This window comes from Treponema sp. TIM-1 (assembly GCF_046533115.1).
Lineage (GTDB): Bacteria > Spirochaetota > Spirochaetia > Treponematales > Breznakiellaceae > JAIRMO01.
The window spans coordinates 42,137-62,453 of the sequence record NZ_JAJQRC010000001.1; the positions used below are offsets into that span (position 1 = coordinate 42,137).

At 53.7% G+C, this 20,317-nt stretch carries 18 protein-coding genes; 4 read left to right on the plus strand and 14 right to left on the minus strand.

The features are described from left to right. Positions 1-7: 7 nt before the first annotated feature. The 6 genes from fliP to LQZ21_RS00225 all read right to left on the minus strand — a co-directional run bounded on the left by fliP (position 8) and on the right by LQZ21_RS00225 (position 4,654). Positions 8-829 carry a flagellar type III secretion system pore protein FliP gene (gene fliP, locus LQZ21_RS00200; protein ID WP_486401684.1) on the minus strand — a complete coding sequence of 274 codons (822 nt, stop codon included), beginning with the start codon at positions 827-829 and terminating at the stop codon, positions 8-10. Positions 830-831: 2 nt separating this feature from the next. Beyond that, positions 832-1,485, minus strand: coding sequence for a flagellar biosynthetic protein FliO (locus LQZ21_RS00205; protein ID WP_411042074.1), 654 nt, complete (start codon positions 1,483-1,485; stop codon positions 832-834). Between the two features lie 141 nt (positions 1,486-1,626). Continuing rightward, positions 1,627-2,751: a flagellar motor switch protein FliN gene (gene fliN, locus LQZ21_RS00210; protein ID WP_411042075.1), complete on the minus strand. Its 1,125-nt coding sequence runs from the start codon at positions 2,749-2,751 to the stop codon at positions 1,627-1,629. Then, entirely contained in the window at positions 2,748-3,779 is a 1,032-nt protein-coding gene (gene fliM, locus LQZ21_RS00215) for a flagellar motor switch protein FliM (protein WP_411042076.1), read from the minus strand. Before fliM ends, fliN begins: the two co-directional genes overlap by 4 nt. Positions 3,780-3,867: 88 nt before the next feature. Beyond that, positions 3,868-4,425: a flagellar basal body-associated FliL family protein gene (locus LQZ21_RS00220; protein WP_411042077.1), complete on the minus strand. Its 558-nt coding sequence runs from the start codon at positions 4,423-4,425 to the stop codon at positions 3,868-3,870. 82 nt (positions 4,426-4,507) lie between these two features. Then, on the minus strand, positions 4,508-4,654 hold the full coding sequence (locus LQZ21_RS00225) for a hypothetical protein (RefSeq protein ID WP_411042078.1): 147 nt from the start codon (positions 4,652-4,654) through the stop codon (positions 4,508-4,510). A gap of 324 nt (positions 4,655-4,978) precedes the next feature. Here LQZ21_RS00225 and LQZ21_RS00230 point away from each other — a divergent pair, with 324 nt between their 5' ends. Beyond that, the gene (locus LQZ21_RS00230; RefSeq protein WP_411042079.1) at positions 4,979-5,344 is read left to right on the plus strand and encodes an RlpA-like double-psi beta-barrel domain-containing protein; all 366 of its coding nucleotides are present in this window, start codon (positions 4,979-4,981) and stop codon (positions 5,342-5,344) included. 70 nt (positions 5,345-5,414) lie between these two features. Here the strand turns inward: LQZ21_RS00230 and LQZ21_RS00235 are convergent, their stop codons facing one another. From LQZ21_RS00235 to LQZ21_RS00270, 8 genes are all read right to left on the minus strand, one after another. Further along, complete coding sequence (locus LQZ21_RS00235; protein ID WP_411042080.1) at positions 5,415-8,999, minus strand: vitamin B12-dependent ribonucleotide reductase; 3,585 nt, start codon at positions 8,997-8,999, stop codon at positions 5,415-5,417. A 211-nt stretch (positions 9,000-9,210) separates the two neighbouring features. After that, positions 9,211-10,890, minus strand: a complete 1,680-nt coding sequence (ettA, locus tag LQZ21_RS00240) for an energy-dependent translational throttle protein EttA (RefSeq protein ID WP_411042081.1) — start codon at positions 10,888-10,890, stop codon at positions 9,211-9,213. 128 nt (positions 10,891-11,018) lie between these two features. Further along, complete coding sequence (gene trhA, locus LQZ21_RS00245; RefSeq protein ID WP_411042082.1) at positions 11,019-11,699, minus strand: PAQR family membrane homeostasis protein TrhA; 681 nt, start codon at positions 11,697-11,699, stop codon at positions 11,019-11,021. Between the two features lie 48 nt (positions 11,700-11,747). Further along, entirely contained in the window at positions 11,748-12,626 is an 879-nt protein-coding gene (locus LQZ21_RS00250) for a 23S rRNA (adenine(2030)-N(6))-methyltransferase RlmJ (protein ID WP_411042083.1), read from the minus strand. Beyond that, positions 12,620-13,453: a hypothetical protein gene (locus LQZ21_RS00255; RefSeq protein WP_411042084.1), complete on the minus strand. Its 834-nt coding sequence runs from the start codon at positions 13,451-13,453 to the stop codon at positions 12,620-12,622. The genes LQZ21_RS00250 and LQZ21_RS00255 overlap by 7 nt, the downstream gene beginning before the upstream one ends. A 129-nt stretch (positions 13,454-13,582) precedes the next feature. Continuing rightward, positions 13,583-14,578 (minus strand): DHH family phosphoesterase, encoded by a 996-nt coding sequence (locus tag LQZ21_RS00260; protein ID WP_411042085.1) that lies wholly within the window; start codon positions 14,576-14,578, stop codon positions 13,583-13,585. 9 nt (positions 14,579-14,587) lie between these two features. Next, positions 14,588-15,760 (minus strand): M24 family metallopeptidase, encoded by a 1,173-nt coding sequence (locus LQZ21_RS00265; RefSeq protein WP_411042086.1) that lies wholly within the window; start codon positions 15,758-15,760, stop codon positions 14,588-14,590. Beyond that, positions 15,760-16,188: a hypothetical protein gene (locus LQZ21_RS00270; RefSeq protein ID WP_411042087.1), complete on the minus strand. Its 429-nt coding sequence runs from the start codon at positions 16,186-16,188 to the stop codon at positions 15,760-15,762. Before LQZ21_RS00270 ends, LQZ21_RS00265 begins: the two co-directional genes overlap by 1 nt. A gap of 212 nt (positions 16,189-16,400) precedes the next feature. On the opposite strand from LQZ21_RS00270, the gene LQZ21_RS00275 reads away from it, so the two are divergent. From LQZ21_RS00275 to LQZ21_RS00285, 3 genes are all read left to right on the plus strand, one after another. Next, positions 16,401-16,694, plus strand: a complete 294-nt coding sequence (locus tag LQZ21_RS00275) for a hypothetical protein (protein ID WP_411042088.1) — start codon at positions 16,401-16,403, stop codon at positions 16,692-16,694. Between the two features lie 169 nt (positions 16,695-16,863). Continuing rightward, the gene (gene rsgA / locus LQZ21_RS00280) at positions 16,864-17,751 is read left to right on the plus strand and encodes a ribosome small subunit-dependent GTPase A (RefSeq protein WP_411042089.1); all 888 of its coding nucleotides are present in this window, start codon (positions 16,864-16,866) and stop codon (positions 17,749-17,751) included. Between the two features lie 23 nt (positions 17,752-17,774). Next, positions 17,775-20,270 (plus strand): endonuclease MutS2, encoded by a 2,496-nt coding sequence (locus LQZ21_RS00285; RefSeq protein ID WP_411042090.1) that lies wholly within the window; start codon positions 17,775-17,777, stop codon positions 20,268-20,270. The last annotated feature ends 47 nt before the right edge of the window (positions 20,271-20,317 follow it).

Here is a 20,317-nt window from a genome sequence, read left to right on the forward strand (position 1 = left end):
TTTATCCCTACACAAAGGAACGGACAAGCTGGTCCGTCAAAAGCCCCCAACCGTCTACCAAAATAAAGAGGATTAATTTGAAGGGCATGGAGATCATCACCGGGGGCAGCATGATCATCCCCATGGACATAAGGGCGCTGGCCACCACCATATCAATAACAATAAAGGGAATAAAGAGCAGGATCCCTATCTTAAAGGCCACGGTTAACTCATTGAGGATAAAGGCGGGGATTAGCACATAGGTGGGAACATCCGCCAGGGTGTTGGGCCGGTCCAGACCCCGCATGGCCATAAAAAGCCGGATATTATCGGGATTTCCCCGCATCTGCCGGTACATAAAGAGCCGCAAGGGTCCTTCCGCCTCCCGGTATGCCTCCTCCACCGAAATGGTCCCTTCCCCCAGGGGCCGGAAGGAATTATTGTAGATCGTATCAAGGGTGGGCCACATGATAAAAATGGTTAAAAAAAGGGATATTCCCAGGAGCACCTGATTGGGGGGGACCTGTTGGAGGGAAAGGGCCCGTTTGATAAAGTCCAGCACAATGGATATCCGGAGAAAACTGGTCATCAGAATGATGATACTCGGCGCCAGGGACAGGACGGTAATTAAGAGGAGGAGTTGGATGGAAAAGGCCACCTCCCGGCCCGATTCGGGATTCCTGATGGTCAAATCAATGAAAGGGATCACCGGATCCGCCGGCGGAGTGGGGATATCCATGGTCCCTTGGGTGGACATATCCGGAAAGGGTAACGTTTGGGCCTCGGTGGGGAGGGGGGTGAGGAGGAGCAGGAAAAACAATAGTCCCGCCGGGACAAAGAAACGGGCCATCTTCATAAGCCCCGCAGCCTTTCCCGCCGTTTCCGTACATTTTCCGGGGATGGACCGGGACTTTCCCCGGTTCCTCCGCCAAAGCGGCGCAGCAAGCTTCGAAAATCCGGGAATTTTCCCGTTTCGTTTGTTTTCTGGGAATCTTCCAGCAATAGGGTATCCACCGTTTCCTTATCCGCTATTTCGGCGATCAGGGAAACCCCCCCATCGCTGGCCCCCACAAGCCAGGCCTGTTTTGGACCTACGGAAATCACATACACAAAACGGTTGGAACCTAAATGGGCGGTGGCCAGTATTTTAAGATACGGGTTTACGGCTTCCTGGGGACGGGATATCCGCTTCAAAAAACCTCTGAGGAGAAAAACGGCGATATAGATAAACACCGCCACCAGGGCAAGAACCACCACCATCCGCAGGATAGTGGGAAAAGCCGATACTTCCCCCTCGGGGAGTATCGCCGGGGGGGCATCGTCGAGGGATAAGGATTCTTCCGCTATCGATGGAACCGGAACATCCCCGGCGTTCCCCAAAGATTGTTCCCCCGATACATCCGGAACTTGTGCGAATAATAATGGTACGACACCTATCCCGAAGATCAGGATCAGGGCGGCTATAAAAATACCTAAACGATTCAGTTTTTCCCCTCCCAAGTACAAACTGACCCTTAGAGTCTTAAATAACGATGTCAAGAGCCGGTGGTTTTAAAACCGGCTTGGAAAAAGCGGTTAATCCCCCAAATACAACCGGTCCGCTTTTCTTTATGGCTATATTAGATTAGCCCTATTTTTCTTCTAATTCTACCCCATTTCATTCATTCTTTCCATAGGGGAAACAATTTCCGTGACCCGGACTCCGAAATTTTCATCAATTACCACCACTTCGCCCTTGGCAATGAGTTTATGGTTTACCAATATATCCACCGGTTCACCGGCGAGTTTGTCCAGTTCTATGATGGTTCCTTCCCCCATGCCCAGGATTTCTTTGATAAGCTTCCTCGTACGGCCCAATTCTACGGTCATCTCCATGAAGACATCCATGATAAGACCGATATTCCCCTGCTCTTGACTGGTGGCCTGGGGTACCAAACTGGGAAACTGGACTTGTTGGACATTGGTGGGCGATCCCATCATTCCCCCCATATTAGGCATGGCTCCACCCATCGGCATACTTCCCCCCATCATGCCCATATTCGGCATATCCATACCACCGCCGAAGAGGCCCGCTCCCCCCGCATTGGGTATTGGCCCCGCCGGGGCGGCGCCGGCATTTAACGCCTTGACGATATCCCCGGAAACACCGGAACCGAAAATCTCCCAAATTTGGTGGTTTTTTCCATCCCCCAGACTAAGTTGATAGGCGGCGGCTATAAAATTATCCCCGGGAAGGGCGGCCGTCGCCTTGGGCACATTGGCCGCTTCCGGAGGGGTGGACGCGATGGATTTATTCCCGGTTTTTTGGGTAAGGGCGGTAATCTGGGTCCCCACCAGCTGGGAGATAACCTCTCCGATCACCGACATGGTCATCGCATCCAGGGTGATATTTTCTTCCTTATTCATGAGACTGGCGATGCTTTTAGCGGTATCCTCGGACAATAAAAACATATGTTCCCCGGGAAAACCGGAGGTAAAATCCGCTTTGACCGCCGTAACCATATCGGGAAGCTGCTGGAGAAAGCTGTCCCGGTTGGTGGATTCAATCTGGGGGTCCTTAAGGGAGACCTCCGAACCGGTCATCATGGAAAGATTGGAAGATTGGGCGTCTATGGTGGTGGTAAGAAAATTTTGCAGCGCCCGGCAATCCTCATCGGATACACCCGGCCTGGCGGCGGCCGTGGTACCGGAGGACCCAAGGCCGCCGCCGGAGGAATCTACCCCTGCCAACAGGGCATCTATTTCATCTTGTGAAAGAGCGCCGTCGCTCATAATATTTCCTCCCCTTCAGACGCAAGCTCTTCAAATTCTTCCTGTTCAAGCTCCGCTGTTTTCTTTAAAATCTGTACGGCCATTTTTTTGCCGATAACCCCGGGCCGGCAGAGGAATTTTTTCTTACTGCCGATATTAAGGGAAAAGGTATCCCCCACCCGGACATTGTAGAGCCGTATTACATCCCCCACCCTAAGGGAAAGCACATCCCGAACGGGGATCTGGATCTTTCCAATCTCCGCTACTACATTAACATCGACGGTTGCAAGCTTTTCCTTAAGCACATTGAGGTTTTCCGTGGTGGTCCCCCGGCGTACCGAAGAATACCAGAACTGGGCGGAGAGTTTTCCGATAATAGGTTCTATGGTTAGGTAGGGTATACAAAAGTTCATCATCCCCTCCACATCCCCCACCTTGGTCTCCAGGGTTACGAGGACTACCATTTCCGTAGGAGGTACAATCTGGGCAAACTGGGGATTCGTATCTATCTGGCCCAGCCGGGGCCGGAGGTCGATCACCGTGGCCCAGGCTTCCCGCATATTCCCCAGGATCCTGACGATGATCCCCTCCATAACCGACTGTTCTATGTCGGTAAGCTCATGCTGGGCCTTGGTACCCTCCCCGGTTCCGCCGAAAAGGCGGTCTATGATGGAAAAGGTCACCGCCGGATCGATTTCCAGAATGGCGTTTCCCTTTAAGGGATCCATATTGATAATTGCCAGGGTCGTTGGGGTAGGGATGGACCGGATAAACTCTTCATAGGTCAGCTGATCCACCGAAGCCACGTGAACATGGACCATGCTGCGGAGGTTGGCGGAAAGGCTGGTGGTGGTTAACCGGGCGAAGGTCTCGTGCATGATCGAGACCGTACGGATCTGTTCCTTGGAAAATTTATCGGGCCGCTTAAAATCGTAAATTTTGATTTTACGGGTATCCGCCGCGGGCCTAAAATCCTCAGGCTCCGTTTCTCCGGCGTTTATCGCGGTGAGTAGCTGATCAATTTCATCCTGGGACAGAACTTCTGTCATTTTCCTTCCCTGGAGCTTTCAATGAAAACTCCGAAGACAAAAATCGAAGATTTTCGTCCAAACTCCTCAGATGGAAAACCAACGGGTATCACATTTCCATCACATCCAACTGATTAAACAGAATCATTCGAGCTTTGGCCGTGTCAAGTACCCTGGTGTTCAAATACTCGATAATTTCCTGTTTTAACTGGGTTTCGTTTTCGGGCTGAAGTTCCACCGCGTATTTACTGCTGAAAAAACTCCGCACGAAATCCCGAAGTTCATAAAGCCGGCTGGTCAATTCCGTAGCCGCCGCATTATTATTCAAATCATAACCGATAACCATATCAATTACTACCGCATTGGGGGTCAGATCCCTGGTACGGGTTCGAACTACCCCTATGGCGGTAAACATGGTATATTCCGGCCGTTTTCCAATATAGGGGGAGGTCGGATCGGCGACTACCGTCTGGGATTTCCCCCCCCCGCCCAGAATATTAACGGTAATAACCACCACGGTTACGATAAAAATGAGCGCTCCCAACCCAATGGCTATGAATTTGAGTAAATTCGGCAATAAAGCGGCCAAACCGGAAGACTTTTTAGAGGAACTCTGCGTCCCGGCGGAATCATCACCGCCAAGATCAAGATCGTCACTATCCGACATGTCCTAGTACCTCCGATTTATCGGACTATATGGGTCCCTTATTCTAATAGTACACGAAAATTTCATTCTATGCAAATCCATTTTAAGAGTCTTTAATAGCTTCGGCGTATCCCGGGGACTTTTTTAGTCTTTCTTGTCCCAGGATCCCGGTTTGGACCTTGAAAAGATCGACATCGGCCCCGATACCATCGGCAAGGTAGGGTTTTTCATGGGGTCCTTCCAAAATCAACTGTTTCTTGAAACCGCCTTATTAGTATTCACCCGGGGGAACCTTTGAAACGGTTCTATTGACAGAAGTCGGTTTTGATCACAGAATTAAGGTAAGGAAGGTTTCTGAAATTATTTTAAGCAGCGGCAGTTTCAAAATGTCAGATTTTGAAACAATAATCTTAGATTTACGAAAAAAGCGGATTTTAGACCGCTTTTTCCAAAACCGGTTCCCAAAAAACGTAGGTTTGGAGACCGGTTTATTTAAGAATAGTTTGCTGGAGAAAAAATGAAGAAAAGTTTTGTTGTTTTGGTTTTGTTGTTTTGGTTTTTTACGTCCTGCGTTATGATGCCTACAAGAGTTCCCCAAAAGATTTCTTCGGGGTTTGCCACGTATAATATAGATGAACCCGGTTTACGAGCCGCCCATGCGGAGCTGGAATTTGATACCCGGGTACGGGTAACCAACTTGAACAATAACCAGGCCGTTATTGTTACCATTACCGAACGGATCCCCTTTGATCCCAACTGGATTATCCATATCGGCAGGATGGCGGGAGATAATATTGGGATGAGCAAGACCGATGTTACCCCCGTCAAGATCGAGGTTTTAGGCCGTCCCAAATACCCCCGGTATCAATCTAAGGTTTCTCCGCCGGAGGAGATCCCGGGTATTATCGAATTTACGGATCCGGTGGAGCCCCCTTTATAACAGAAAAATAACCCGGCCGGGTTCAAAACAACGGCCGGTTGTTTTTCGACGTTTCCTCCGCAGGCCCGGCTTAGCTGCACCCGGTGGTTCCTCCGCAGGTATCGCACTTCATACAGGTACCGTTCCTCACCAGGGTAAAGGATCCGCAGGCGGGACAGGGGTCTCCCTCGTAACCTTTGATCCGGGCTTGAGCTATCCTCGCGGCTTCGGTTTTGTCGGCTTCCCTCCGGGGGGAAGCTGTTTTTTCCAGGTCCACGAGTCCCGGTCCGCCCGGGTATCTCCCCTTATCCGCAGCGGCCTTTTGGGGGGTAAAGCCGGCACCGGTCTTTCGGTGCTTATGCTGGGTTCGGTCGTTTTCCAATTCCTCTCCATCCCCTTTGGTTCCGGTGGCCAGGAGATCCTCCGGCTGGACCTGGGCCAGATCCGTACGCTTCAGATAGCTGATGGCCAGGTCCCGGAAAATATAATCAATGACACTGGTGGCCATCTTCACATAGTCGTGTCCCTGGACCAGGCCGTTGGGCTCAAAACGGCTGAAGGTAAAGGCATCCACATACTCCTCCAGGGGAACCCCGTATTGGAGTCCCAGGGAAACGGCGATGGCGAAACTGTTGAGGAGGCTGCGGAAGGCGGCTCCTTCTTTATGCATATCCAGAAATATTTCCCCCAGTCGGCCCGAGTTATATTCCCCGGTCCTGATAAAAATGGAATGTCCTCCTATTTTTGCCTTCTGGGTATACCCGACCCGGCGATTCGGCAGGGATTTTCGCCCCTCCCGGGGATGCCCCCCTTCAAGGGTCCGTTCCGGGGAGGGCGGCACCTCCGGTTGCCCCAGGTCCCGTTGAATTGCCAGGACGGTATCCGCCAGGGGATCCGTACCCGGGGCAAAGGAGGAGAGGGGTTGGGACATCTTGGAGCCGTCCCGGTAAAGGGCCACCGCCTTGAGGCCGTTTTTCCAGGCCGTCATATAGGCCCCCTTAACGTCCTCGTAGTCCGCACCGTTGGGCATGTTGATGGTCTTGGAAATAGCCCCCGAAATAAAGGGCTGGACCGCGGCCATCATGCCGATATGGGCCTGCCAGGATATGGAACGGCGGCCGTTTTTTCCCGAGGGGGTAGCGGTATCAAAAACCGGGAGGTGTTCCTTTGATAGACCGGGGGCTCCCTCCAGACCCATGGTACCGCAGGCGTATTGTTCCGCCTCTTCAATATCCCTGCCGGAAAACCCCAGGTGTTTGAGGAGGCTGAATCCGGGGAGGGACCAGGTTGACTCCGGTATCTTGAGGGTTTTTTCCACAAAATCCCTGCCCAGGACCCAAGGGTTGAAGATCCCTTCCAGGTTTATGGCGGATTTGATTTCCTCCGCCACTTTGGCCAGGACCTCCGGCGTAAAACCTTGGGCCGCCAAGCTTTCCCGTTTTATTCCCGGGGCCCCTTCCAGGGTTTTCCATCCTGTGGCATAGGCGATAATTTCATCAATTTCCTTTGGGCCGTATCCCAGGGCCTCCAGGGCAGGGGGTACCGATTGGTTGATGATCTTAAAATATCCCCCCCCGGCGAGTTTTTTAAACTTGACCAGGGCAAAGTCCGGTTCCACCCCGGTGGTATCGCAATCCATGAGGAGTCCTATGGTTCCCGTGGGGGCGATGGCACTTACCTGGGCGTTTCTAAACCCATGGATAGTTCCCAATTCCAGGGCCTTGTCCCAGGAAAAACGGGCCGCTTCCAGAAGATCCGCCGGGCAAAAGGCGGGATCGATCCCCTGGGGCGGGGTGTGAAGGCTTTCGTATTCCCCCGGCGGGGTCTTATAGGCGGCCCGGCGATGGTTTCGAATCACCCGGAGCATGGTTTCCCGGTTTTCCCCATACCGGAGGAAGGGTCCTAAACTCGCGGCCATCCGGGCGGACTGGGCATAGGCCTCCCCGGTAAGGATCGCCGCGAGAGCCCCCGCCACGGCCCGGCCTGGGGGGGAATCATAGGCCAAGCCCATCAACATAAGAAGGCTCCCCAGGTTGGCGAAGCCCAGCCCCAGGGTTCGGTACTCGTAGGAAAGTTCGGCGATCCTTGGAGCGGGGAACTGAGCCATCACCACGGAGATCTCCAGAATGCTGGTCCAGATACCGATGGCATGGATAAAACCGGGGATATCAAAACATTTTTTCTTCCGGTCGTAAAAAACGGTGAGATTGATCGATGCCAGGTTACAGGCGGTATCATCCAGGAACATATATTCGGAACAGGGGTTGGAGGCACGAATCTCCCCTCCCGCGGGGCAGGTATGCCAGTCATTGATGGTGGTGTGGAATTGGAGCCCAGGGTCCGCACACTGCCAGGCTGACCGGGCCGTATCTTCCCAGAGTTTCCGGGCTTTAAGAACCTTGACCGTTTCCCCGGTAACCCGGGTCGTCAGGTTCCAGTCCCGGTCCTCCAGAACCGCCTTCATAAATTCATCGCTGACCCGGAGGCTGTTATTGGAGGATTGTCCTGAGACGGTATTGTAGGCTTCGTCATCCCAGGCGGTGGAAAAAAGGGCGGTTTCCACCGCCGCTTCCCCCTGTTCAAGCCGCCGGAGCAGCTGATAAAGATAGGCCGGAGGAATGGCGTCCCCCAGGGCATTCCGCAACGCCCCGGCGAGTTCCCGGTTTTTTTCTCCGTTAAAGCGATCCTTTTCCGGTCCCCGGAAACCGGCCAGGGCTCTTTTGACCCCCTCCAGATTTTTTTTGATAATTTCGGAACCGGTTACCATGGAAGCGACTTTGTGTTCCTCCTCGGCTTTCCAGGACAGGTACTTTTCCACATCCGGATGGTCCGCATCGAGGGTCACCATTTTGGCCGCCCGCCGGGTCGTTCCCCCGGACTTAATCGCCGAAGCGGACCGGTCCCCGATTTTAAGGAACGAGAGTAGTCCCGAGGAGATCCCCCCCCCGGAAAGATGCTCGTTCACGGCCCGGATCCGGGAAAAATTGGAACCGGTTCCGGAACCGTACTTAAAAAGCCGGGCTTCCCGGGTTACCAGGTCCATGATACCCCCCTCGTTTACCAGGTCATCCTCCACGGAAAGGATAAAACACGCGTGGGGCTGGGGCCGTTTATAGGCACTGTCCGATTTTTTGACCCGGCCGTCGGCGGGATCGAAGTAGTAGTGTCCCTGGGCAGGTCCGTCGATGCCGTATACCGCATAAAGCCCCGTATTGAACCACTGGGGGCTGTTGGGAGCCCCGATCTGATGGGCCAGCATATAGCAGGTTTCATCGTAAAAGGCCGCCGCATCGTCTTCGGTATCAAAATACCCGTTCTGCCGGCCCCAGTCCATCCAGGTATAGGCCAGACGGTGGAATACCTGGCGGGCGTCGTGTTCCGCCCCGTCCCGGGGCAGTTGTTCCCCGGGATCGGTCTGATTTGCCCCGTTTTTTTTATGGGGAACCGCCTGCTTTTTCCATTCGTAGATCTTATCCGCCGGGACACCTGCCTTGCGGAAGTATTTTTGGGCCAGAATATCCGCGGCAATCTGACTCCAAAAGGAGGGGACAATCACCGTCTCTTCAAAAAAGATGACCTTACCGTCGGGGTTGCGGATCTCGCTTTTCCGCTTTTCCCAGGTAATATCCTTATAGGGACCGGATTTTCCATCCGTAAATAACCGTTCAAATTTCATGGGACCTTCCTTTGCATTATATATAGTATTACATCATCTATATCTAGTGGCCAATATATAGCGTACTGTCACTATAATATTCTGAATATACACTATATACAGGGGTGATAACAAGAGCAGCGTCTAGCATTAGAAGTTAAAAGAGAAGCGGGAGGAATCGGGAGAAGAAAACCGAGCGGACCATAAGCAACTACTCACCCCTCCTTTTACTCTACCGTTCCAGTTTTCGGTACACATAACGGTGGGGGCGTTCTGCGGCGGCTCCCAGTTTTTGGCGGCGCCATTGGGTGTATTCGGACCAGTTACCGTCGTACCAGATCACCTCCCCGTCCTCAAAGGCCAGGATGTGGGTGGCGATCCGATCCAGAAACCAGCGGTCATGGCTAATCACCAGGCTTACCCCGGCAAAGGTGTCGATAGCCTCCTCCAGCGCCCGGAGGGTATTTACGTCCAAGTCGTTGGTAGGCTCGTCCAGGAGGAGGACGTTGGCCCCTTCCTTCAGCATCAGGGCCAGGTTCATCCGGTTCCGCTCCCCCCCGGAGAGGACCCCCACCTTTTTCTGCTGATCCGGCCCGGAAAAGTTGTACCAGGAGCAGTAGGCCCGGGAGTTTACCTCCTTGACCCCCCCGAGCTTTATCACATCCAGTCCGCCGGATAGCTGCTCCCAGACGGTCTTTTCCGGGTCCAGTCCCTGCCGCATCTGGTCCGCGCAGGCTAGCTTGACACTGTCCCCCAGCCGGATCTGTCCCCGGTCAGGGGCAACTTCCCCGGTGATGATCCTGAAAAGGGTGGATTTTCCCGCGCCGTTGGGACCGATGATCCCCACGCAGGCCCCGGGGGGAACGGTGAATTCCAGGTTTTCAAAGAGGAGTTTCTCCCCATAGGCCTTGGTGAGTCCCTGGGCCTCAATAACGAGTTGCCCCAGCCGGGGTCCCGCCGGGATGGTGATCCGGTTTTCCCGGATCTTTTCCCGTTCGTCGTCCTGAAAGAGCTTTTCGTATTGGGTAATCCGGGCCTTGCTTTTGGCGTGCCGGCCCTGGGGGCTCATACGGATCCATTCCAGTTCCCGCAACAGGGTCTTCCGCCGCTCGCTTTCGCCCTTTTCCTCCCGGGCCAGGCGGGCTTCCTTCTGTTCCAGCCAGCTCGAATAGTTCCCCTTCCAGGGGATCCCCTCCCCCCGGTCCAGTTCCAGGATCCACCCCGCCACATTGTCCAGGAAGTACCGGTCGTGGGTAACGGCGATGACCGTACCCGGATACTCCCGGAGGTGCCGTTCCAACCAGGCTACGGTCTCCGCGTCCAGATGGTTGGTGGGTTCGTCCAAAAGGAGGATGTCCGGCTTCTGTAAGAGGAGCCGGCAGAGGGCCACCCGCCGCCGTTCCCCCCCGGAAAGCTGATCTACCCCCTGGTCCCCCGGGGGACAACGCAGGGCATCCATGGCCAGTTCCAGCCGGCTGTCCAGGTTCCAGCCGTCGGCGGCTTCTATCTTCTCCTGGAGCGCGCCCTGGCGTTCCCCAAGCTTCTCAAAATCCGCGTCCGGGTCGCCGAAGGCCTCACTTACCTCGTCAAATTCCCGCAGAAGCTCCACCAGGTACCGGACCCCCTCGGCAACCACCTCCTTAACGGTCTTCCCCGCTTCCAGGAGAGGTTCCTGTTCCAGATACCCGATGGTAAAGCCCGGGCTTACCGATGTTTCCCCGGAAAATTCCCTATCCACCCCGGCCAATATTTTGAGCAGGCTTGATTTTCCCGATCCGTTAAGCCCTATCACCCCGATCTTGGCCCCATAAAAATAGGAAAGGCTGATATCCTTTAAAACCTGCTTGGGTCCGTGTTTTTTGGAAACCCGGTACATGGAATAGATTATTTTTTTATCGTCCGTCGTTGACATATCCCAACTTTAACAAAAATAACGGGAGCTTTCTAGGCGGAGGGGGGAGATTTCCCGGATAAAAGCCGATATCCCAGCCCTCATTGGGTGGGTCCGGCTGTTTCAAAATATCGGAGGTTAAAACAGGGTCAACTCATAAACCAAATAGCCCACCAGTGACAGGCCGCCCCGGCAAGGACAAAGACATGCCAGGTTACATGGGTACCCCGGCGGTAGGGTTTACGGTACCAGAGGGTTCCCAGGGTATATGCGGCGCCTCCGGCAATGAGGAGGATGAGGCTTATGAGGGAGAGGGAACGGAATAGGGTGGGACCGCCGGCTGCCATCGCCCAGCCCATCAGGAGATACACCCCAAGCTCCGCTTTTTTAAGGGGCTTGTAGTTCACCGTATGGAGGACTATCCCTGTTACCGCCAGCGCCCATTCAATACCAAAAAGGGTCCAGCCCCAGGGACCTCTGAAAGTGATGAGGCAGAAGGGAGTATAGGTACCCGCGATGAGGAGGTAGATGGCCGAATGATCCAGCATACGGAATACCCGTTTTGCCCCCTCGTGCTGGATTGCGTGGTACAGGGTGGATGCAAGGAACATACAAACCATGGTGGTGGTAAAAATCACATAGGAAATGACCGCCAGTTCCTTTCCCCCGGTCCCCCCAAAATAACCCTTTGCCCGTAGAATCAAAAGGACCAGTCCCGCGGTGGCTAAAAGCGCTCCCAGGCCATGGAGTATGGAATTGGCGATTTCTTCCCCCGGTGTTTGAAAGGGGAGGGGAGAAGGGATGATATAGGTGGTACTCCGCATATTCATAGGTATTATGACACCTTTTTTGGATCATGGTTGCAGCCGGGAAGGAAGTCACGTTTCCTGCCGGAGATCCCACCCGTACCCGTTCCCCGGATTCTTGCTTCCCCCCAGGAGGCGGCCCAGAAGGGGAAGGCTTTCTTCCAAGGCTTCCTTAAGGGACCAGGGAGGATTATAGATAATAAGGCCGCTTCCATAGAGTCCCCGGGTTTCTGAAACTCCCTGCCCCGTATACAATTCCGTCCGCAGACGATTTCCCCCATAGAGGGACCAGAGGAGTTCCGGCAGCCCCTTCTCCTGGGGGAATTCCCCTTTCCGTCCCAGCAGGGGGTACCAGATGATATAACATCCTGAGGAAAACCGTCCCAGGGCATCCGTTAAAATCTCCGGGAGGATCCGGTAATCCTCTTTTATTTCATAGGATGGATCGATAAAAATAAGGGCCCTTCGGGAAGGGGGAGGAAGCAGGGCTTTCAGGGCGGCAAGGCCGTCCTCCCGGCGGATCTGTAATCGGGGATCTCCCCGAAACCGTTTCTGCAACAGGGCAAAATCCGCCGGGTGGAGTTCAAAACAGACCCCCCGGTCCTGTTCCCGGAGCAGGGCCGCCGTAATGGCAGGAGAACCGGGATACCGCCATATATCGGCATTACGGTTCCCGGGGTTAAATTCACGGACCAAGGTAACTAAAGACCTTACCAAAGGCGGCAGGGTCCCCACGGTTTCTTTAAGCAGCGGGGTTATGCCCTGTTCCCACTCCCGGTTTTTGGCGGCATATCCTTCGGTAAGGTTATAATAACCAGCCCCTCCATGGGTATCGATACAAAGCAGGGGCTTTTCCTTTTTCCTGAGGTACTCAAGACAGTATAGTAATACCCCGTGTTTGAGTACATCCGGAGCATTGCCCGCGTGAAAGGCATGCCGATAACTCAGCACTCTTTGTCCTTGGGCTTATATTTTATTTTAGCCGCATGTAAGGTTGAGTCGACAGTACCCTTAGGGATCCCCAATACCTTCGCAATCTGGCGGTTTGTTGCATCAAACCGCATTATTGAAAGCCGTTTCCGCATAGATACCAACCGTATTCTGGCCCGGTTCAGCCGGTCCTGTATCTTTTTTTGAAATATCGAACCTTCGGGAGCCGCGAGCATCCGTCTTTCAAAGGAAATGCACCGGTAAAACTGGCAATGGATCCGTTCTTTGAGCCCCTGAATTTGCTCTTCCTTATCCAGCCGTAATATCCGTAATTCGTCCACCATACCCCGTAACTTCTCCGTTTCTATGCCGATGGCCGGGGCTGCCCGGGAAAGAAAATCGTCGGACATAAAGTGGTAGGATTTTAGTAATAATATCAAGATCTGCTGGGGATTGGGAACCGGTTTATATGCCGTTTTTGGCTCCGGATAATCAGGTTCGGTGTTTCGGACCGATAGTTCGGTTGCCTTTTCCTTCCACCAGGAATGTTCGGATATGGAATGATCCGTTTCCCGAAAACGGTATTCCCGGGAAGAGTAATATACCAATGAGCCTATGTACGCATCGAAAGAAGTCCCGATATCTTTGTATTTATCGATGGCCTTGCTGATTCGGGGATACAGCCAGCACAGATAATCAATACAATCATCCCTTTTCCATTGGAAAAGGTGGAACTGCTTATAATTATCCAGGACAAATTGAAAGATCTGTCCTTCCAGTTGTTTTTTGTCCAGAATCCCGGAACGGTATTTCTCGAACAGTGTGTTTAGTGGTAAATACCCTGGCATACAATATTCCTCCTACTATTGATGATCTATAGTGATCTAGATGATCTATCGGAATAATGTGGTTGAGTTTGCATTTTGCTTTAATTTAAGGCCAAATTTTATGACAAATGTCATAAAATTTGGCCGATTTTAGGGCTCAAGGGAGAAAATTTTTTCAAAGGCTTGAATAACTTGGGGCCGTATTTTTTCAATAACCCCGGGGGTGTTCGAACCGGCGGCATTTTTGTGTCCCCCCCCGCCGAATTGGAGGGCGATTTCAGCGACGTTTATCCGATCCCGGGAACGGAACCCGATGGTACAGTTTTTTGGGGTTTCCTGCCGGATGACCACGATGGCTTCCACCCCGGCGACGGATTGGAGCAGTTGGTAGAGATTATCCGAATCCCGGCCTTCCAACCCAAAACGCTGGGTTTCTTCGTAGGTTTCCTCGGAGAGGATAAGTCTTCCCCCAAAATAGGCGCTTGCCCGGGAAAGCACCCGTCCCAGAAGGATCCGGGAGTTGAGGCTTTTCCCGCCGTTTATGGCCTGGTACACCTTCTTGGGGCTTGCCCCGGCCGTTACCAGCCGGGCGGCGGCGATAAACGTCGCGGCCCCGTTGGAATCGATGTGACGGAAAAAACCCGTATCGGTACCGAGGCCGAAGAAAAGCAGCTCCGCTTCTTCCGGGGTAAGGGCCAGTTCCAGGGCTTCCAGCACGGCTTGGATCATGAAACACGTGGCCGGGGCCGCAGTGTCCAGAAATACCGGATTTTCCGCCGTACTTTGGGTGTTTTTGTTGGTGGCATGGTGATCGATAATTGCCGTAGGAAGCCCCTCCAAAAAGGGCTGCAGATCACCGGTACGGTCCAGGCCGGAACAATCCAACACCAAAACCCGGGCCCCCTCCCGTTCCTTTGTCCCTGGTTTCGGTATAAAAAGCCCCGCATAGGGCATGATTTCACTCCGTTTAAAGGGCCCCGCGGAACAGGGGATGACCTCCTTGCCGAGTCTTCTCAGGGCGGAAGTCAGGGCAAGCTGGCTTCCCACACAATCCCCGTCGGGTTCATGATGACCGGCAACGAGAAATTTATTTCCTTCCCGGATAAAGGCAAGTAATTCCGCGGGAACCGGCAGGGGTTTATACATGATTTTCCCTTAACAGGTCAGCAGGGTAAATTGACGGGGGCTTACCCCCCCGGAAACCACCGGTTTACCCCCCCGGATATAGACGTCAATTTCAGTTCGTAATCCAAAATCGGAAAAGTAAATTCCCGGTTCCAGAGAAAAACAGGATCCGTCCAGCAAAAACCGGGAATCGGGAAATTCCACCGAATCAATATTCACCCCTGATCCGTGACATTCGGTATCTATACCGTGGCCGGTACGGTGTTTTATCGCCCCACCATATCCCCGCTCGATAAGAAGTTCCCGGGCTTTTTGATCCGTCGCAGCCCCCGTAAGCTGCTTCCCGGCCTGTAACTCGGTTGTTATGAAATCCAGAACCCCTTCCCGGGCGCGGATGAGGTCCCCGAAGGCCTTTTCTACCGGGGCCGAAGCCTGGGGGGCGTAAACCCCTACCCAGGAGATGTCCCCATAAACAGAGCCTTCGACGGCTTCCTTGGCCCAAAGATCAAACTGGATCACGTCCCCCGCTTTAAAAACCGCGCCGGCGCCGGAAAAGTCATAGTGGGGGTTCCCGGAATTCACCCCCCCGGCGACTATGGGGGGATGGTCGGGGATAAGGCCCCGGTTTTTCATTTCGTCCAGCATAAGTTGGCGGATATCCCCCTCGTGGAGGGATTTTTTTTCCGCATAGGATTTTTTAACCCGTTCCCAGGCGATTTCCACGATCAGGTAAAGACCGGAAACGGCCCGTTCATGGGATTCGATACTTTTTTCATCCAGGAGTCCTTTAAAACGCTGGATCAAGGCCGCGGCGGAAACCAGCGTAAGGCCCGCCTTTTCCAGGGTTGCCGCGGTTCCCCGATCAAGATAAGAAATTGCGCAGAGGCTTTCGGAACTATGGACCCCCCAGCGTTTTCCCGCAAAAGGGGCCAGGGCGGTAAAGAATTCTTCCCCCCTGAGGTAAGAAACCTTGGGACCGGGCAGACTTTTAAGGATATCCGGTTCAATAAGATGAACTATCCCCAACGGCTCCCCTTGGGCCGGTACTCCATAAACCCAACGCCGGGAATTCGTTACCTGGGGATCGATCCGGAGGATCTCATCGGACAATTTATCCCGATGGTGAAAATTACAAAAAAGCCACCCGTCCAGGCCTTCGTCCCGGATGGCTTTCTGTATGTGCTGTAGTTCGAGGTCCCGCATTAAAACTCAAGCTTTAGATCATCTGCATTTTCAAAACGGTCGTCAATGTTTACACTGAGGGGGACATTCCCCCAGGTTGAATGTCCCCGATCCTTACGGACATAAAGACGGACATGGCTAAATTCACCGTTTTTATAATAGACGGCCAGATAAGGCCAAGAAGTTCCGGAATTCATGTAGATGAGTTCCCCCTTTCCTGCGGCCTCGGTAAACCATTCTACGGGAAGATAGGCCCTGGCCAACTGATTTACCCCTTTTCGGTAGGCGACCACATACCCCTTCCGGTAGGGGTATATTTTCTCCAGGGGAACATTAACATAATAATATTCCGATTCGTTGTTAGTCGTCTGGGTATTTTGCTGGGCAATTATAGGTGTAACACCCCCAAGAACCGCGACAAGGATAAGTATTACCAAGAATTTTTTCATTCCGGATCCCCCTTATGCATATAAATATAGTCAAATGAATCAATTTCTAATTATAAAATATAATCATTTATTGGTTCTTCCGCAAGGGGCTGTTCAGAACTTTCCCCCGTTGTTCGATGCCGGTGGGGTTCTCGAATAATTCCACGGTCTTTATCCCGGGTTTGGGATTTGAATCCCTTGCAAGGCCGGTTTAAGCGGGGTATGATGGAGTCATGTGCTGGTATTGCGGTTCCGCGATAAAAGATGAGGAACCCCTGGGAAGGGCCCGGCAATGTGCCGATTGCGGCAGGGACCTCCGGGTCTGCCGGAACTGCCGGTTTTATCTTCCCGGCGCCCGCGGGGACTGCGCTGAACCCAATGCGGAGGTCCCGTTGGACAAGGAACGGGGGAATTTTTGTGAGTGGTTCTCCCTGGACCCCCGGTTTCGTTCAAAAACCGCCGGAGAAAAGACCCTCCGAAATTCCACGGAAACGGCTAAATCGGCCTTTGAGGCTCTTTTTAAATGATCCCCTGCGACTCGATCGAATTATGGATAACAGACCGATATTTTTTTTAGATTTTGGAGCCGACATACTCCCCGCCGGTAATTATCTTCTCCCTGGTAAACCCCGGAGGGCGGACTAGGTGCGGGGGTTGGTAATCCGGGGTTCCCGAAATATCTTTTTTATTCGGCCCATGGGAACAGAGCTGAATTCTGAACTCCTCTCCTGCCGGATCAAGGGAAAGATCCTCAAAGGAGTGGAAGGTTATTATAATCCCCTGTCGCCGGGGGATTGGGTGAATTTTGAGCCTGATCCGGCTCATCCGGGGACCGGTCTCATCCGGGGAGTGGAGAAACGGCGGAACGGATTCACCCGGTTTAACCAAAAGGGTCAGGTCCCCCAGCTCCTGGCGGCCAATGTGGACTTGGTACTCTGCCTTACCAGCCCGGTTTCTCCCCCCTTCCGTCCCCGTTTTCTGGATCGTTCCCTCCTTCAGGCGGAGATCTCCGGCATCCCCGGGGTGATCATCTGTAATAAATACGATCTTTCCCCGGACGATCCTGATACGGAAGAACGGCTTGAAGATTATAGCCGTATCGGGTACCGGGTGCTGCGGGTATCCGCCCTAACCGGTCAAGGGATGGATGAGGTTCGTTCCCTTATCGACGGTAGCTCCGCGGTACTGGTGGGCCAGTCCGGGGTGGGGAAATCCACCCTGATCAATGCCCTGGCCCCGGAAACGTGCCAGCGGACCGCCCCCCTCAATGAAAAATACGACCGGGGAAACCATACCACTACCATGTCGGTGCTTTTTGAGGTCTCTCCGGGTAGGACCTTTTTGATAGATACCCCCGGCATCAGGCGTTTTCTCCCCGCAGGGGCCGCCGCGGATGAGATAATCTACTATATGCGGGAATTTGCCCCCCTGGCCGGCTGTTGTACCTATGGGCTCTCCTGTTCCCACCGGACCGAACCGGGGTGTAAAATAATGGAAGCGGTCGCCGCGGGCAGTATCCACGAAGATCGATACGAAAGTTTCCTGAGGATTCAGGATGAGTTATCGGGCGTTTCCTATGATTGAAATTTTTCTTCCAGAGAAAGATTATGCATGACAAGACCCTCAAACTCCTCGAATTTGATCTCATCAGAACCAGGGTTGCCGAATCCGCTCTAAGTGAGGAAGCCGCCCGTCGTTTGGAGGGGGAACTCCCCCTGACAGACCCCGGCGGTGTGGAGGAACTTAAAAAGCTGGTCGCCGAGTTTTTTGATAAGTTAAACTCCGGGGATGAGGAACCCCGGGGAAGTTTTCCCGATATCGGGTTCCTTATCCCAAAACTTGAGGTGGAGGGCATGGTCCTGGAACTTGATGAGGCTTATGCCCTGGGGGTATTTATCCAGGCGGCGGATGCATTTCAGCGATGGCTCCGCAGCTCCCATGGGGACAGAGCCCAGGGGGAATCGACCGGTTTTGGTGAGGGGCCTACCTCCTTACCGGTGCTGGTTTCGGAATTACCGGATTGTTCTCCCCTGACCAGGGAAATTTTCCGGGTATTGAATAAGGATGGCTCCCTTCGGGATCTCCCCGAATTCCGGGCGATAAAAGGACGGATCCGAAATCTTACCGGAGAATTGGAGGCCGTCGTCTCCCGGTATACCGGGACTGAAGAGACCCGGCGTATGCTTCAGTCCGCCCTGCCTTCCCAGCGGGACGGTCGTATGGTTCTGGCCGTTAAGGCGAATTTCCGGGGACGTATTAAGGGAATAGTCCACGAAGTTTCTTCCACCGGTCAGACGCTGTTTGTGGAACCGGAAGAGGTGGTGGAGAAAAATAACGAGATCCTCATTGAGACCCGGAGACTCGATGGGGAGATTCGTCGGGTTTTGCGGGAAATGACCAGCCATATCGCCGCCCAGCGCGGCCTTTTGGAAGAGCTTCATGAAAAGATAATCCACCTGGAAACCCTCAGGGCCCGGGCCCGCTACAGCCGTGAAATCCGAGGGCATTTTGCTCTGGACGGGGACAGGGCTCGGCAGGGAAACGAGGTTTTATCCCCCTTACCGGCGGCAGGCTTGGTGTTGACCCAGGCCCGTCACCCCCTTTTGGGGTCCAAGGCGGTTCCGGTAGATATTTTCATGAGGGGCAATACCCGGACGGTGATTATCACCGGTCCCAATACCGGAGGAAAAACCGTAACCCTCAAAATTGTGGGGCTTTTTGCTCTGATGAACCAGTTCGGGTTGGCCCTCCCGGTGGAAGAGGGAACCACCCTGCCCGTGTTTGACGGAATTTACGCCGATATCGGAGACGAGCAGTCCCTGAGCCAATCCCTCTCGACTTTTTCCGCCCACATGACCAATATCGCCGCCATTATCGGGTCGGCTACGGAAAGGTCCCTGGTACTATTGGATGAATTAGGTTCCGGAACAGACCCCGAGGAGGGAAGCGCCATTGCCATGGCGATTCTGGATTATCTTATCGAAAAAAAAGTCATGACCATCACCACTACCCATCATGGAGTATTAAAGAATTACGGCTATACCCGGGAGGGGGTGGAGAACGCCTCGGTGGAATTTGATGGCCGGACCCTTTCTCCCACCTACCGGATCATTATGGGTATCCCTGGGGAGAGCCGGGCGGTGGAGATCGCCGCCCGAAACGGACTGCCTGAGGGTATTGTTTCCATGGCCCGGACCTACCTTGATGAGGAACGGTCCGATGTTTCTGCCCTCATCGCCGGGCTTAAAAAGAAACACCAGGAGTTGGACGCCACCGCGGCGGCCAGTAAAGCCGAAATTTTTCGGCTCCGGGAAGAACGGCGGCAGGCGGATCTAAAAGAACTCAGGCTCCGGCAGAAGGAAATTGATCTGAAGGCGGGGGGCATGGGGAAGTTCAGGCTGCTCCTGTCGGAGAGCCGAAAAACCCTGGAAAATCTGGTCCGGGAATTAAAGGAGGGGGAACTCACCCGGGAAAAAACGGTCAAGGTAAAGGAATTTCTTGCCGGTCTTGAACGCTCTGTGGCTGCCGAGGACGAGGCCCTGGAGAGAGAGGGACAGAGCTTGGCGGAGGAACGGCGGCGCCTGGAAACAGGGGATGTCCCGGAGGAAGGCCGGCCTTCAGAAGGCAAGGTTTCCGGGGGTAAGGTCCCGGCGATCATAGGACCGGGGACAGAGGTCCTGGCCGGGGAATACCATCGCCGAGGAACCGTCCTCAGGGCGGACAAAAAGGGGGCCTGGATCGTGGAAATTGGTTCGCTCAGGATGAGTATTCCGGAAAAGGATCTTATTGCCCTCGCGCCTTCCGGGGAAAACAAGAAACCGCTTATCGCCGTGCCGGATCTGAGCCCGGAAAATCAAGCCCGGTTTGAGATAAACCTCCTGGGGATGCGTTTGGAAGAAGCTCTGGAGGTCCTTCGCCGTCAAATTGACGCCGCCGCCCTGTCGGGCCTCCGTGAATTTTCGGTGGTCCACGGTAAGGGGGATGGTATACTGCAGCGGGGGGTACATGAATTCCTTAAACAACAAGGGTTAGTGGCGGATTATTACTTTTCCCGGCCCGAAATGGGCGGTTTTGGACGGACCGAGGTGGTCCTGAAGGGCTAGCGGTTTTTAGGGGGTGCCCAATTCAACTAACGCTAAAGCCCTCGACG